General features: G+C 52.9%; 11 protein-coding genes. 6 read left to right on the top strand and 5 right to left on the bottom strand.

What is annotated here, in order from left to right:
• The first annotated feature begins 155 nt into the window (after positions 1-155).
• Positions 156-1,322 carry an MFS transporter gene (locus NYE48_RS11415; RefSeq protein ID WP_340998650.1) on the top strand — a complete coding sequence of 389 codons (1,167 nt, stop codon included), beginning with the start codon at positions 156-158 and terminating at the stop codon, positions 1,320-1,322.
• A 207-nt stretch (positions 1,323-1,529) separates the two neighbouring features.
• On the opposite strand, the gene NYE48_RS11410 is transcribed toward NYE48_RS11415, so the two are convergent.
• The gene (locus NYE48_RS11410; RefSeq protein ID WP_340998648.1) at positions 1,530-1,862 is read right to left on the bottom strand and encodes an antibiotic biosynthesis monooxygenase; all 333 of its coding nucleotides are present in this window, start codon (positions 1,860-1,862) and stop codon (positions 1,530-1,532) included.
• Between the two features lie 262 nt (positions 1,863-2,124).
• On the opposite strand from NYE48_RS11410, the gene fabV reads away from it, so the two are divergent.
• The 5 genes from fabV to NYE48_RS11385 all read left to right on the top strand — a co-directional run bounded on the left by fabV (position 2,125) and on the right by NYE48_RS11385 (position 9,000).
• Positions 2,125-3,315, top strand: coding sequence for an enoyl-ACP reductase FabV (gene fabV, locus NYE48_RS11405; RefSeq protein WP_340998646.1), 1,191 nt, complete (start codon positions 2,125-2,127; stop codon positions 3,313-3,315).
• A gap of 254 nt (positions 3,316-3,569) precedes the next feature.
• On the top strand, positions 3,570-4,979 hold the full coding sequence (gene aspA / locus NYE48_RS11400) for an aspartate ammonia-lyase (RefSeq protein ID WP_340998645.1): 1,410 nt from the start codon (positions 3,570-3,572) through the stop codon (positions 4,977-4,979).
• A gap of 303 nt (positions 4,980-5,282) precedes the next feature.
• Entirely contained in the window at positions 5,283-6,374 is a 1,092-nt protein-coding gene (locus tag NYE48_RS11395) for an endospore germination permease (RefSeq protein WP_340998642.1), read from the top strand.
• Positions 6,371-7,858, top strand: coding sequence for a spore germination protein (locus NYE48_RS11390; RefSeq protein ID WP_340998639.1), 1,488 nt, complete (start codon positions 6,371-6,373; stop codon positions 7,856-7,858). Before NYE48_RS11395 ends, NYE48_RS11390 begins: the two co-directional genes overlap by 4 nt.
• Positions 7,855-9,000, top strand: coding sequence for a Ger(x)C family spore germination protein (locus NYE48_RS11385; protein WP_340998637.1), 1,146 nt, complete (start codon positions 7,855-7,857; stop codon positions 8,998-9,000). The genes NYE48_RS11390 and NYE48_RS11385 overlap by 4 nt, the downstream gene beginning before the upstream one ends.
• A 51-nt stretch (positions 9,001-9,051) precedes the next feature.
• Here the strand turns inward: NYE48_RS11385 and map are convergent, their stop codons facing one another.
• From map to NYE48_RS11365, 4 genes are all read right to left on the bottom strand, one after another.
• On the bottom strand, positions 9,052-9,798 hold the full coding sequence (gene map / locus NYE48_RS11380) for a type I methionyl aminopeptidase (protein ID WP_339321008.1): 747 nt from the start codon (positions 9,796-9,798) through the stop codon (positions 9,052-9,054).
• Positions 9,799-10,027: 229 nt separating this feature from the next.
• The gene (locus NYE48_RS11375) at positions 10,028-12,286 is read right to left on the bottom strand and encodes a YhgE/Pip domain-containing protein (RefSeq protein WP_340998635.1); all 2,259 of its coding nucleotides are present in this window, start codon (positions 12,284-12,286) and stop codon (positions 10,028-10,030) included.
• A gap of 192 nt (positions 12,287-12,478) precedes the next feature.
• Positions 12,479-13,060, bottom strand: coding sequence for a TetR/AcrR family transcriptional regulator (locus NYE48_RS11370; protein WP_341000636.1), 582 nt, complete (start codon positions 13,058-13,060; stop codon positions 12,479-12,481).
• 190 nt (positions 13,061-13,250) lie between these two features.
• Positions 13,251-13,589 (bottom strand): hypothetical protein, encoded by a 339-nt coding sequence (locus tag NYE48_RS11365; RefSeq protein ID WP_340998632.1) that lies wholly within the window; start codon positions 13,587-13,589, stop codon positions 13,251-13,253.
• Between the last annotated feature and the right edge of the window lie 89 nt (positions 13,590-13,678).

The following is a 13,678-nucleotide window of genomic DNA, read 5'->3' as shown; positions in this document are numbered from 1 at the left end:
TGACGTGGGACTTTCCCGCGACGCCTGCCGTATAAAAAACATGCGCAATTTGGTCTGCCCCATGTCCGCCACTTGTGTTAAAATAGCAGAACTGCCGATTCGTTCGACGATCGGTTGCAGAAAAAACTTCATTTTGTGGAAAAGGACAGAAAAACATGAGATCTTCGTTTACGGTTAAATCGTTCAATTTTCTTTTCTTTGCGCTGTTATCGATGTTTATTCCGTTTTTGCCCCTCTATTTCAGCGAGCAGGGGTTAAACGAGACGCAAATCGGCTCGATCATCGGCATCGGCGGGTTCATTACGCTCATTGCGCAGCCGCTTTGGGGCATGATCAGCGACCAGACGCGGACCATCCGCAAGGTTCTCCTGATTTTGGTGCTTTGTTCGACGGCGACGGGATTCCTGTTATATAACACCGACCGCTATGCCTTGATTTTGCTGTTCGTCATGCTGACCTACTTTTTCCTGATGCCGGTCGATCCGTTAACGGAAAGCCTCAATTTCCGCGTGGCGGAATCGGCGGGGATCAGCTACGGGTCCTTGCGGACATACGGCGCGCTCGGGTATGCGGTCATGTCGCTGGCGGCCGGGTACTTGATGACCCAGTTCGGCTCCCGCAGCCTGGGGTATACGTTCGCCGGAATTGGCGCAATCAGTCTGGTCGTGACCTATCTCATGCCGGATGCGCCCGTCTCCGGGAAACCCGTGACCATGAAAAGCCTGAAAAACTTTTTGAGCAACAAGGAAACGCTGCTGTTCCTGATCCTCGTGTTTATCAGCTCGATTCCGGCCCGAATGAACGATACCTTTTTGGGCCTGTATATCAAGGATTTGGGCGGGAAGCCGGATTTGCTCGGCCTTGCATGGTTTCTGGCCGCCGGCAGCGAAATTCTCGTGTTTTCCCTGAGCTTTTGGTGGCTTCGCAAAAACAAGGAGCTTGCCATCATCTCTTTTGCCGGAGCGTTTTACTTTTTGCGGTTTTTTATTTCGGCCTGGATCGAGGACCCGAACTGGCTCGCCTACATCCAGCTTTTGCAGCTGCTGACGTTTCCGGTATTCTACACGGCTGCGATCCAGTATTTGTACAACATCGTGCCCGTGGAATGGAGAGCCACCGGACAAACCGTGCTGGCGCTGTTGTTCTTTGGGGTCTCGGGCATTTTGTCGTCCTTTGCGGGCGGCGCGTTATACCAGGCTTTCGGCGGCCGCACGATGTATTTGACGATATCTTGCATGTCCTTCATCGGCATGCTGTTCGGAATTGTGCTGTACCGCATGTACGGGCGGAAAAAGTCGGGCGAGGGCGATGCAGCCTCATGACAACGGCGTCATCCTGAAACGATAACGATCGTGCCTGAAGCGTCTTCCCATATCTAAACACTATGAAAATGGTCCAATCCGTTCATAACAAGGCAACGTTAAAGCGAAAACAGCCGCCCTGGAATCGAATCCCGGTCGGCTGTTTTTTCATTAAGTCTTTCCGCAACATAAAAACGGCGTTGTTCGAAATGTTTTTTATGCCATGATCTATACGCTCCGGGAGGCTTTTCCTTGGGTTATGCTTTGGACCTCGTACATGTTGACCTTCGTGCTGATGACGTATTCCGGGGGTTCCTGCCCTTTTTTCTCGCGGTGCCCCTGAAGATGCGCGTCGCTTTTCTCCCAGTTTTTCCAATCGTCGCGGGAACGCCAACGGATCATGACGGCGACTTCTTCCTCTTCCCTGCTGATTTTGGTCGTCATGACCGTTTTATCGATCAACCCTTCCATGCCGTCGATCGGGCTTTCCTTGCTGAACCGGGCCACGACCTGATCGGCGTTTCCCGCCTTGACCGTGATTCTCCGAACCTGAATGAACATATAAGCAGCCTCCTAAGATTAGATATCGGTGATTTCGGCAAAACCTGCATATGTATGCTGCAAATATCGATTAAACCTTCTTTCCTATTTTAGTTGATAATGATTATCATCGTCAAATATATTTTGCTAAACGTTAATTAATTCCCTTTTGCTTGCGATCCTGGTTGGTCGTTTCCTCAAAAATTGATACAATAGGATGGAGTATGTCCAAAACGTCTCAACATTCGTTGTATTTTCATTTGGAAGAGAGGAAAAGCCTAACATGATCATTAAACCGAGAACACGCGGATTCATCTGCACCACTTCACATCCGGCAGGCTGCGCGGCACAGGTTCAAAAACAAATCGATTACGTCCAGTCGAAACCTGCGATCGAAGGGCCGAAAAACGTGCTGGTCATCGGCGCGTCCACGGGCTACGGCCTGGCGGCCCGGATTACGGCGGCTTTCGGCGCGCAAGCGAACACGGTCGGCGTCTATCGTCCGAGCAGCGGCTCCGAAAAACGCACCGCTTCTGCAGGCTGGTATAATTCCGCCGCCTTCGAGCAAGCAGCCCAGGACGCAGGCTTGAAGTCATACAGCGTAACCGGCGACGCTTTCGCCAAAGAAACGAAGGATAAAACGATCGAGCTCATCAAGGAAAAAATCGGCAAGGTCGACCTCGTCATTTATAGCGTGGCTTCCGCCCGCAAGACGGACCCGGAAACGGGAGAAACGTTCAACTCCGTGCTCAAGCCGATCGGCAAGCCATTCTCGAATAAAACCGTCAATTTCCATACGGGCGAAGTGACGGACATCACGATTGAACCGGCAACCGAAAAGGAAATCCAAGAAACGGTAGCCGTCATGGGCGGCGACGACTGGGAAGCATGGATCGAGGCGCTTCGCGCCGCGGAAGTGCTGAGCGAAGACGTAACGACCATTTCGTTCTCCTACATCGGCTCCGAGATCACGAAAGCTGTCTATCGCGACGGTTCGATCGGTCGGGCCAAGGACCATCTGGAGGCGACGGCCCTGAAGCTAAACGATCAGCTCAAAACGAACGGCGGACGGGCTTACGTCGTAGTGAGCAAAGGCCTCGTGACGCAATCCAGCTCCGCGATTCCGATCGTTCCGCTGTACATTTCCTCCCTGTACAAAATCATGAAGGAAAAGGGCATCCATGAAGGCTGCATCGAGCAAACCTATCGCCTGTTCAAGGATCGCCTGTATGCCGGAGGGGAGCCGCAGGTCGACGAAGCCGGACGCATCCGCATCGACGATTGGGAGCTGCGCGAGGACGTGCAGGCCGAAGTGGTGAACATTTGGGATCAAGTCACAAGCGACAATATTTATGATCTGACGGACCTGGAAGGATACCGCAAGGAATTTTTCCAGCTGTTCGGGTTTGAAACCGAAGGCGTGGATTATGAAGCCGACGTCAATCCCGACGTCAAAGTTCCGAATTCGATTTAAGGTCAAAAGTTACACGGAAAGCCCGCTTCACGGCGGGCTTTTTTCGTTCCCCGCTTCCCCGTCCCTATGGTCTCCAACGCGTCCGAATATACAGTTGTGCGTTCATGGCGGACATTTCCGCCTTTTTTTCATTCCTTAATGACATAGGACTGGCAGTTCCTGCATTTAAACCGTATAATGATAGCGGGTCCGATAAAATAAAGCGTTCTCATCTGACTCTAATATCCAGTTACCAAACTCGGAGGAATGTATTCATGAGACTAGAAAAAGACTTTCTCGGCACCAAAGAAGTTCCCGAAGACGCATACTACGGCATTCAAACGATGCGTGCGGCAGAAAACTTCCCGATTACCGGCCAGCGGATTCATCCGGAGCTGATCCGGGCGATGGCCATGGTCAAAAAAGGGGCCGCGATCGCAAACATGGAGATTAAACGGCTGCTCCCGTCCAAAGGCGAAGCCATCGTCAAGGCGGCAGACGAGATCATCGGCGGGAAATGGTTCGATCATTTTATCGTCGATCCGATCCAAGGCGGAGCAGGCACGTCTATTAATATGAACACGAACGAAGTCATCGCCAACCGCGCGCTCGAGCTGATCGGCAAAGAAAAAGGCAGCTACGCCGACATCAGCCCGAACAACCACGTCAACATGGCCCAGTCGACCAACGATTCCTTCCCGACGGCGGTGCATTTGGCTACCCTGACGATGATCGAGAAGCTGCTGAAAACGATGCAGGAATTGAAGCAGGCCTTCGAACGCAAAGCCGAAGAATTCGACTCCGTCATCAAAATGGGACGAACCCATCTGCAGGATGCGGTTCCGATCCGTCTGGGACAAGAATTCCAGGCATACGCGCGCGTGCTTGGGCGGGACATCGACCGCCTGGCCGCGACGAAGAAAAACCTGCTCCACATCAATATGGGCGCAACCGCCGTCGGTACGGGCCTGAACGCCGACGTCCGCTACATCGAACATGTCGCCAAAGTGCTTGCCGAGCTGAGCGGTTTCCCGATCGAGCCGGCGGACCATCTGGTCGATGCCACCCAAAACACCGACGCGTACACCGAAGTTTCGGCCGCGCTGAAAATTTGCATGATGAACATGTCCAAGGTCGCGAACGATATCCGCTTGATGGCCTCCGGACCGAGAGCCGGACTTGGCGAACTGTCGCTCCCGGCAAGGCAGCCGGGTTCTTCCATCATGCCGGGCAAGGTCAATCCGGTCATGTGCGAAGTCATCAACCAAATCGCCTTCCAGGTCATCGGCAACGACCATACGATCTGCCTCGCCTCCGAAGCCGGACAACTGGAACTGAACGTGATGGAACCGGTGCTGGTATATAACCTGCTCCAATCCCTTGAGATCATGAACAACGGCTTCCGCGTATTCCGCGAGCATTGCATCGAAGGCATCCAGGCCAACGTGGAACGCTGCCGCGAATACGTCGAAAACAGCGTCGGCATCATCACTGCGCTGAACCCGCATCTCGGATACGAGGTCGTTTCGCGCATTGCCCGCGAAGCGATCCTGACCGGCAAATCGGTCCGCGAATTGTGCCTCCTTTATAATGTGTTGACCGAGGAAGAACTGAATATCATTCTGGATCCTTATCAGATGACGAATCCGGGCATCGCCGGCGCGGAACTGCTGAACAAGGAGTAATCCAAACGGCCAAGCAGCGCTTCACGCGCTGCTTTTTTTGTCCTCTTTTTCTCGGTCAAAGTCCGTGGGGCGTGGCAGACGTTCGGTATAGTAACTAGGCGCAAGCTTGTTTTGTTATTGTGAATTTTTCATATAATGAAATTATCACTTTAAATAGTTGGAATTTTTGGAGGATAAGCCCGCTTTTTTGGGTGTGGAAGCCTCATGTCATCCGCTTGTTTCAAAATATTGAATATTCAGGAGTGATTTTAGCCAAAATACGATAATCAACGATTTCATTCAGGAAGAGGGAACAAGCCTCAAATGAAAAAATCAGCATCCGTGCATATCGTGCCAATTTTGATGTCCCTTATGCTAATGAACGGCCTGACGAGCCATATCATCATCAATCCGCTCGTGCTCGATGCGGCTGGCAGGGACGCGTGGCTTTCCGTTATTTTCGCGACCGTGCTGCTGGTGCCTTGGACCCTGATGCTTGCCGTTTTCATGAAACGGACCGGCCAGCAGAAAATTCAGCCGTGGCTGGCGGAAAAAACAACTCCCGTCCTGTCCTGGATTTTGGTTGCTCCATTGATTATTCATTTGTACCTGATCGGCGGCGTTACCCTTTATCATACTTCCGGCTGGACGATCAGCAACTATTTGCCGGCGACGCCCAAAATCGTTTTGGTCGGCACCTTGATGTTTGTATGTTTCTATATGGCCAAGCTGGGCATCCGTTCGATCGCCGTCAGTGCCGGAATATTGCTTCCCGTCGTCGTCATACTCGGCTTTTTCGTGTCGATTGCCAATGCTTCGAAAAAAAACTTCAATTTGCTCGCCCCTATTCTGGAGCACGGAATAATGCCGCCGGTGAATGGAATGATATATGTTGGCGGGGGTTTTGTGGAAATCTTCGTTATTTTGTCCATACAGCACCGGATCACAAACCGGGTCAAACCATGGCACATGGTCGTCTACGGCCTGATCATCTCCTACATAACCCTCGGCCCTATTCTAGGCGCCATATCGGAGTTTGGACCGCAGGAGGCCGCAAAGCAAATGGAATCCCCCTATGAACAGTGGAGGCTCGTAAAAATCGGGGAATATGTGGAGCATGTCGACTTTTTGTCGGTTTATCAATGGCTGGCCGGCGCATTCATGCGGATTGCGCTTGCCCAATATCTCCTTGTCGAAATACTCCCATTTAAAAGCAGGGTGATGGCGAACCGCTTTCTGCTCGCCGTCTCCTTCAGTTATGTCCTGTTTGCCATGTTTCCTGTCAGCCAAGACGCGTTCTATCAAGGTTTGTATCGATATTACTTTCCGATCTCGCTTTGCGTAAACCTGTTACTATCCGTCATCTGGACCGCTATAACGTTTTTGCCGGCGAAAAGAAAGGAGGAAGCATCGTGACCCCGTCCGAATCACCAAACGAAAACGCGGTATGGACGCTGCCAAAAATCCGATCCGTCTTTTCCAAGAGCTTCGATGTCGTCATCCGAACGTACCGTTTGGAAAAAAACTCCGCTTCGTCCGACGTCGTGCTCATATACGCAAGCGGACTCGCGGACTCCGCGCAAATCAGCCTGGTCGTACTTCCCGAGCTCCAGGACATGTACCGGGAATCCGGCTTTTTCCTGCAGCAAAACGGCGACCTGTATTCCAAATTGGCGCTGGACGAAATGAAGGAGCCCATCACCGAACAGCAAATCGAGGATATCGTATTCCAAGGGGGTCTTGTCATTTTGATCCCGCTCACCAATCAAATGTATTCTTTGGATATTTGCAACTCTCCCAAACGAACACCCGAAGAGTCCAACGTCGAAATCTCGATCAAAGGGCCGAAAGACGGTTTTACCGAGGATTTTGTCACCAATATCGCCTTGATCCGCAAGCGCATCCGCAGCAAGTCCCTTTGCTGCGAAAATCTGATTTTGGGACGCAGGTCCAGAACAAGGATTGCTTTAATGTACTTCGACGACATCATCTCAAAGAGTATCCTGACGGAAGTCAGGCAACGCCTGGACCGGATCGATATCGATGCGATCTATTCGATCAATCAGCTGGAGGAGCTGTTGTCCGACTCCAGATATGCCCTCTTCCCCCTGCTTGATTTTACCGGCCGGCCGGATTACGCGGTTGCCAGCCTGATCAACGGCCGTTTCGTCATCATTATTGACGGCATTCCCATGGCGTTGATTGGGCCAGGAACCTTGTCGCTGCAGATGAAGTCTCCGGAGGACGTTCATTTCAACTATATTTATGTTTCTTTTGCGCGGCTCATCCGGATCCTCAGCCTGCTCATCTCCATCGGCCTGCCCTCCTTCTGGGTAGCTTTGGCCGCTTTCCATCAGGACCAGATCCCTTTCCGGCTCATGGCTACCATTTCGACCGCAAGATTGGGGCTTCCTTTATCCGCCCAAATGGAGCTTTTCCTGATGCTGATCCTTCTTGAAATCTTCCGCGAGGCGGGAATCAGGCTTCCAAGCACCATCGGGCAGACCTTAACGGTCATCGGCGGCTTGATTATCGGCGATGCTGCCATCCGCGCGGGGCTCGTCTCTCCTTCCTCGGTCGTCGTCGGAGCCATCACTGCGGTTGCAAGCGCCACGCTCGTCAATCAGACGCTAAGCACCGCCGTGAGCGTGATCCGATTCGGGCTGTTTTTTGCTTCGTCCATTCTGGGCATGTACGGGATGATCCTCGGCTTGATTCTTTTGCTGGCCTATGCGTCAAGACTCCGGTCCTTCGGCGTTCCTTACTTGACGCCCGTATCGCCTTTTCACGCGAAGGATTTTTTCCTCGCCATTTTGCGGGGGCCTTGGAAGCTGATGCGTAAAAAGCCGACGTCGCTCGGCACCATGGATTCGGATCATTTTGGGGAGAACCCGCAATGAGGAACGCAAAAAAAATCGCCTTATCGCTTCTCATCCTGATGCTCGTTTCCGGCTGCTGGAATTCCAAGGACATCCAGAATATGGCTTACGTTACGGCTCTTGGCGTCGATTATGAAAACGGCCGCTTCAAAAGTTACGCGCAGATGCTGAATTTTACCAATATCGCCAAATCCGATACCGGGGAAGTGGGAAAACCGGTCCCGATCTGGGTTGGAGTCGGCGAAGGAAAAACGTTGACCGAATCGCTCACGACCATGTACGCCACTTCGCAGATCAGGGTTTTTTGGGGGCATTTGAAGGCGCTGGTCCTGTCCGAAAATGCCATGAAACATGGAATGAAGGAAATCTACGACATGCTGAACCGCTATCGCGAGGTGCGATACAACATTTTGATGTACGGCACGAACGAACCGCTGCACGAGATCCTGATCCAAAAGTCCATCCTGAATTTTTCGCCTCTGGACACCCTTATGGATTTACCGTACCAGATCTATTCGCAAAGGTCGTTTATCCTCCCCGAATACGGCTACAAAATCATCGCGCAAATGAACGAGCCGAGCGGACTTGCCATGATCCCGTGCCTCACGCTTGACCGGACCGGCTGGTACGAGGATCAGGATAAGCGTTCGATGTTCCGGATCAACGGGGCGTATTTTTTTCAAAACAAGGAATTCCGGGGCCATCTCAGCGAGGATGATCTCAAGGGAACAAGATGGATTCAACGGCAATTGGTCCGCTCCCCCATGAACATCCCGGATAAAGGTCCTCCCGTCGCAACGATCGTTCTCCAAAAACCCCATCTGTATGTGAAACCCGTCATCGAAAACGGCAAAGCCCGATTCAACATCCGGGTCTCCGTCGATGCGTATATCGATGAGCTGATCAAAGACACGCCGCATAAAAAGATGGAGGAAATGGCAGGCGATGCCATCCGGGACGAAATCAAAATGAGCTTCAAAAAGGGATTGGAGAAAAAAGCCGACGTCTTCATGCTTGATGAAAAGCTTTATCGCAAAAATCCGAAAAAGTGGCATGAGTTTCATCGCGCCAGCCCGTATCTCTTGGACGCGGACTCCATCAAGACCATCGATATTCGGGTCAGCATCGAAAGCTCGGGGAAATATAAGCAAAGGGTGAATTAGAGTTCGCCGATCAAAACGCAAAAGGAGCCCGTTTAGGCTCCTTTTTGTATGTTATTGCAGCGTGAGAATTTCCGGTCCGTCCGCGGTAATCGCGATCGTGTGCTCGTATTGGGCCGACAATCCGCCGTCAAGCGTTCGTGCCGTCCAGCCGTCGCTGTCGATTTTGCTGCGGTACGTTCCCGTGTTCAGCATCGGTTCGATGGTAATGACCATGCCTTCCTTCAAACGGGGGCCGAGTTTTGGCGGTCCGTAATGCGGCACCTGCGGTTCTTCATGCATTTCCCGGCCGATGCCATGGCCGATGAACTCGCGGACGACGGAGAAACCTTCGGCTTCCGCGTACACCTGGATCGCATTCGAAATATCGCCGATCCGGTTACCGATCACCGCCTTTTCGATGCCTTTGTAGAGCGATTCTTTCGTCACGTCCAGCAGGCGCTGCGCTTCTTCGGACACGTTGCCGACCGCATAGGACCAGGCCGAATCCGCCAGCCATCCGTTCAAGTTCACGACCATGTCCACGGTCACGATGTCGCCGTCCTTGAGGGCGTAGCTGCCCGGGAACCCGTGGCAGATAACGTCGTTGACGGATGTGCAAGTCGCGTAAGGAAATCCGTTATACCCTTTCTGTTCGGGCGTCGCTCCTGCTGCCCGGATGAATTTTTCCGCGAAACGGTCGATTTCGATCGTCGTGATTCCCGGTTCGATCAGCTTTCGGATCTCCCGGTGGCAAGCCGCGAGGATGGCTCCGGCTTCCTTCATCTGTTCGATTTGTGATCTGGTTTTAATCGTAATCATGTAATCCCTCATTCCTGTCTGATCTCTTTATTATACCCTGAACCTCAGAAAAACGTCCATCCGGCGTGCTTTCACCGATGGCCGGCCATGTCAGTGCGGAAATGTTTCTAGCAGAGAAAAGGATCGCTTGCGCATAAACATGATACTCTCTTTTGCATTCGAAAAAAAGTCCTGACCTTTGCGGATCAGGACTTCGTTTTTTTGTGGAATGCCCTGAAGTTCCTGCTGCTTAAGCCGCCGCCTCGGCAGGCTGCTGCTTTTTGCTTCCTTTCCACAGGAAATAAATCAGGCTGAAAACCAGGAAGATGACGGCGACGATGCCGAGCACGCCGGCCTGTTTCCACATCAGGTCGTAATCCCCGCTGGATATGATGGCTTTATATCCAAGCACGCTGTGCGACATCGGAAGCCAAGGATTGATCGGTTTGAGCCAATCCGGAATCAGTTCGAGCGGGAACGTGCCTGCGCTGGTCGTCAGCTGCAAAATGAGCAGAATGATAATGAGGAAACGTCCCGGCATATCAAACCACGTGACGACCGCCTGCACGATAAACATAAACGTCAAACTCGTGATAAAGGTGAAGAGGAAGAAATACGGCACGCTCTGCACCTTCAATCCAAGTCCGTACAAAATGATGGTCGCCGCCACGACGGACTGGAACAAGCCCATGCCCGCAAAAGAAAGCGTGCGGCTGACGAAACGGCCGAAGCCTGTCGCTCCTTCCACGGTCGTGCCTTTGAGCGAAATCACGAGCGTCGAGATGAGCGCCCCGACGAACAAACCGAGGGACATGAAATACGGCGTCAAGCCCGTGCCGTAATTCGGCACTCTGCGGCTGTCGTTTTCCTCGGAGTCGATCGGCTGGGCGAACATTTTCACGAGATCGTCGGTCTTTTTCAGCTCGGAAGTTTTTTCGGCCGCATCGTTCAGCTTGGTTGCCAGCTCCTTCGAACCGTCGTCAAGCTTCGTGATGCCATTGGCGAGCTCGCCCGCGCCTTTATGCAGCTGCTGCGACCCGTCGGCAAGCGTCACCAGGCCGCCCGACAATTTGTTCACGCCGCCTTTCAGCTGGGACGTGCCGTCCACGAGCTGCTTCGAGCCGGCGACAAGCGCTTGGCTGCCGTTTGCCGCTTCTCCGAGCTTCTGGTTAAACGTTGAAAGTCCGGCGGTCAACGCGGACTGCCCTTCATTCAGCTTCGCGGTGCCCTGCACGAGTTGTTCCTGGCCTTTCACAAGCTGGCCGCTGCCTTCAAGCAGCTGTTTCTGCCCGCTATGAAGCGCCGTTGCGCCGGTCAGCAGCTGCTGCTGCGCGTCATGCAGGGAATCGGCGCCTTTGGACAGCTGTTCCTGGCCAGCCGCCACCTTGGCGCTTCCTTCCGCCACGGATTGGCTGGCGGCAAGCAGCTTCTGGAATTGCGGGTTTTTGGCCAGTTCCGGGCTGGAGGAGGCAAGCTGCTGCAGTCCGTCGGCAACGCCCTTCGCGCCTTCGGAAACCTTGGATGCCCCGTCAAGGGAAGACTTGAGTCCGGAAGATAGATCCGCGCTGCCCTTTTCGGCGGCTTGAAGCCCCGCTTCAAGCTTGCCTGCGCCCTGCTCCGAACCTTGAAGGCCTGCGTTCAGCTTTTTCGCGCCTTCCAAGGAGCTTTGCAGCCCGGCATGCAGCTGCGAACCGCCCTGCTGCGCCTGCTTCGCTCCGCTCAGCAGCTGGCCTCCCGCGGCGTTCAGCTGACCCAGCCCGCTGGCGAGTTTGCTCGCGCCCTGGTTCAGCTGACCCGCGCCCTGATGAAGATCGCTTACGCCTTTGGCCAGCGGCCCCATGCCGTCTTTGGCTTCCAGCGTGCCGTCCGCCAGCTTTTTCAGGTTTTCCTTCAGCTTGACGGCTCCTTCGTCAAGATCGACGCTGCCGTCATGGATTTTGTCCGCCCCGTCGCCCGCTTCCGCAAGTCCGTCCGAAACTTCCGTGAAGTTGTCGAGCAGGCTTTCGGTATACGATTCGGTGACTTTGGCGGACACTTTCGCTTTAATGTCCTTGATCGCCGTATTTCCGATCTGGGAGGCGATAAAGTTGTAATCCCCGTTCGGTTCATACAAAATTTTTGCCGGCTGCGGATGATCGTCCAGCAGCGTCGTGGCTTGTTCGGAGAAGTTTTCGGGGATGGTAATTTTCATATAATAGCGGTTTTCCTTGATCCCCTTCTCCGCTTCCTCTGCGCTGACAAACTTCCAGTCGAAATCTTTGCCTTTTTTGAGTTCATCCACCAGGTCCGAGCCGATATGCAGCTCTTTGCCTTTGAACTCGGCGCCTTTATCCTGGTTCACCACGGCGACCGGCAAATTGTCCAAATGGCCGTACGGGTCCCAGAAGGCTGCCAGATACACGCCGCTGTACATGATCGGGATAAACATGACGGCAATGATCGGGATCAGCACTTTCGGGTTTTTGACGGCCGCAGCTAAGTCTTTAAAAAACACGGATAATGCATTCATGTCTGGCGGTAGCCCCTCCTTATCCAAATATCGATGATGCCAAAAACATTCTGACTGTTTTCATCATCCGGTCAATCATGCGCATGCGAAAGCAGGCTCCGGGTATCCGTCGCCGGTTCGCATGCCCGAGCTGAGCTGCTCCCGATGTATGAGCTTGGTTTGGCGGTGCTACTTCCATGTTTCCGGAATGTGTTACGCGTTCGCAGCGAGCCCGTTCTCCAAAAAAAGCCGGATATGCTCCTTGATCTGCTCCTTGGATAACGGCTCGTGGTTTTTGTTCCACTCCGAAGTCAAGGCGATGTACATCTTTACCATCAGGAAAGATACGATTTTGGGGTCGCATTCCCTCAGCTCGCCCTGGGCAATCGCCCGCTCGATTTCTTTTTCGATATACCCCAGAATGACGTTTTCCACCTGGGCCATCGCTTCTTGCGATTGAGGCGTGCCGACGTCCCGAAGCTCCTGGGACAGCTTGATGAGGAGTTCGTGCTCGCTGCGGAATTCCAGAAAAGAATCCAAAACGCGGAACAAATTGTCAAAAAACTTCCTGTCATGGTCCACTTCCCGCAAAATGATCGATTTCATTTCGGAAATGACGCCATTGACGATTTCGTCGAAAAGCTGCTCCTTGGTATCAAAAAACGTATAGATGGTCCCTTTCCCCACATTGGCGATTTTGGCCACCTGGTCCATCGTGGTCGCTTTGTAGCCGAACAATGCGAAGGACCGAGAAGCCGCTTCAAGCACCTGCTTTTTACGATCCACCGTTCCTATGATTTTCCCCTCCCGAATTCGCTCTACACCCTATGATTGACCGAAAAACGATTCCAGTCATAAGGTCAATGTTAACTTTATCACGTTTTGAAGGATATGACAAATGTTTAATACAGATTTTCTGTAAAAAAACCAAAAAACCACCGACCGCTTTTCAAGGATGCATGGTCGGCACGAGCCGGCAAGACCGTCAAGAAATGACGGAAATGCGGTATTTGGCCCGTCCCGTCGTCAAGCTTAAGCCGTTGCCGTCGGGGCTGCAGTCGAACTGTCCGTCCACGTAGATCTGGTATTCGTCCCTAGGCAGCGGCAATTCGCCGTCCCCGCTGACGACGTTTCCCGCCCCGTGCAAAATGAGGGAGCTTCCTTCCGCGTATTCGTCGAAGGTCGGCACCGTTTCGTCATATTCCACGCTCTCCAGGCGTACCCGGGTTTCGTCGATATCGTCCCGCTCCTCTTTGCGGATCAGCAGCGTTTCTCCGGTTTTTTGCTCCAGCCATGCCTTTGCTGCGTTCAGTTGGTCACTCATTGGTTTACCCCTTCTTCCTTGGAATGTTATGAAACCCTTTTTTCCTAATATGAGTCTAACCATTCCGGCGGGGCGCAAAACATCGTGCT

Origin of the sequence: Paenibacillus sp. FSL M7-1455 (assembly GCF_038004655.1) — a bacterium.
GTDB lineage: Bacteria > Bacillota > Bacilli > Paenibacillales > Paenibacillaceae > Paenibacillus_AQ > Paenibacillus_AQ cookii.
Note: the sequence above shows the minus strand (reverse complement) of the source record. Positions and strands in the feature narration are given on the sequence as shown.

Excerpts from the sequence above, each read along its gene's own strand:
- NYE48_RS11410 (WP_340998648.1), bottom strand. The coding sequence starts at position 1,862 with ATGTTCATTCAGGTTCGGAGAATCACGGTCAAGGCGGGAAACGCCGAT.
- NYE48_RS11365 (WP_340998632.1), bottom strand. The coding sequence starts at position 13,589 with ATGAGTGACCAACTGAACGCAGCAAAGGCATGGCTGGAGCAAAAAACC.
- NYE48_RS11375 (WP_340998635.1), bottom strand. The coding sequence starts at position 12,286 with ATGAATGCATTATCCGTGTTTTTTAAAGACTTAGCTGCGGCCGTCAAA.
- aspA (WP_340998645.1), top strand. The coding sequence starts at position 3,570 with ATGAGACTAGAAAAAGACTTTCTCGGCACCAAAGAAGTTCCCGAAGAC.
- NYE48_RS11385 (WP_340998637.1), top strand. The coding sequence starts at position 7,855 with ATGAGGAACGCAAAAAAAATCGCCTTATCGCTTCTCATCCTGATGCTC.
- map (WP_339321008.1), bottom strand. The coding sequence starts at position 9,798 with ATGATTACGATTAAAACCAGATCACAAATCGAACAGATGAAGGAAGCC.
- NYE48_RS11395 (WP_340998642.1), top strand. The coding sequence starts at position 5,283 with ATGAAAAAATCAGCATCCGTGCATATCGTGCCAATTTTGATGTCCCTT.
- fabV (WP_340998646.1), top strand. The coding sequence starts at position 2,125 with ATGATCATTAAACCGAGAACACGCGGATTCATCTGCACCACTTCACAT.
- NYE48_RS11415 (WP_340998650.1), top strand. The coding sequence starts at position 156 with ATGAGATCTTCGTTTACGGTTAAATCGTTCAATTTTCTTTTCTTTGCG.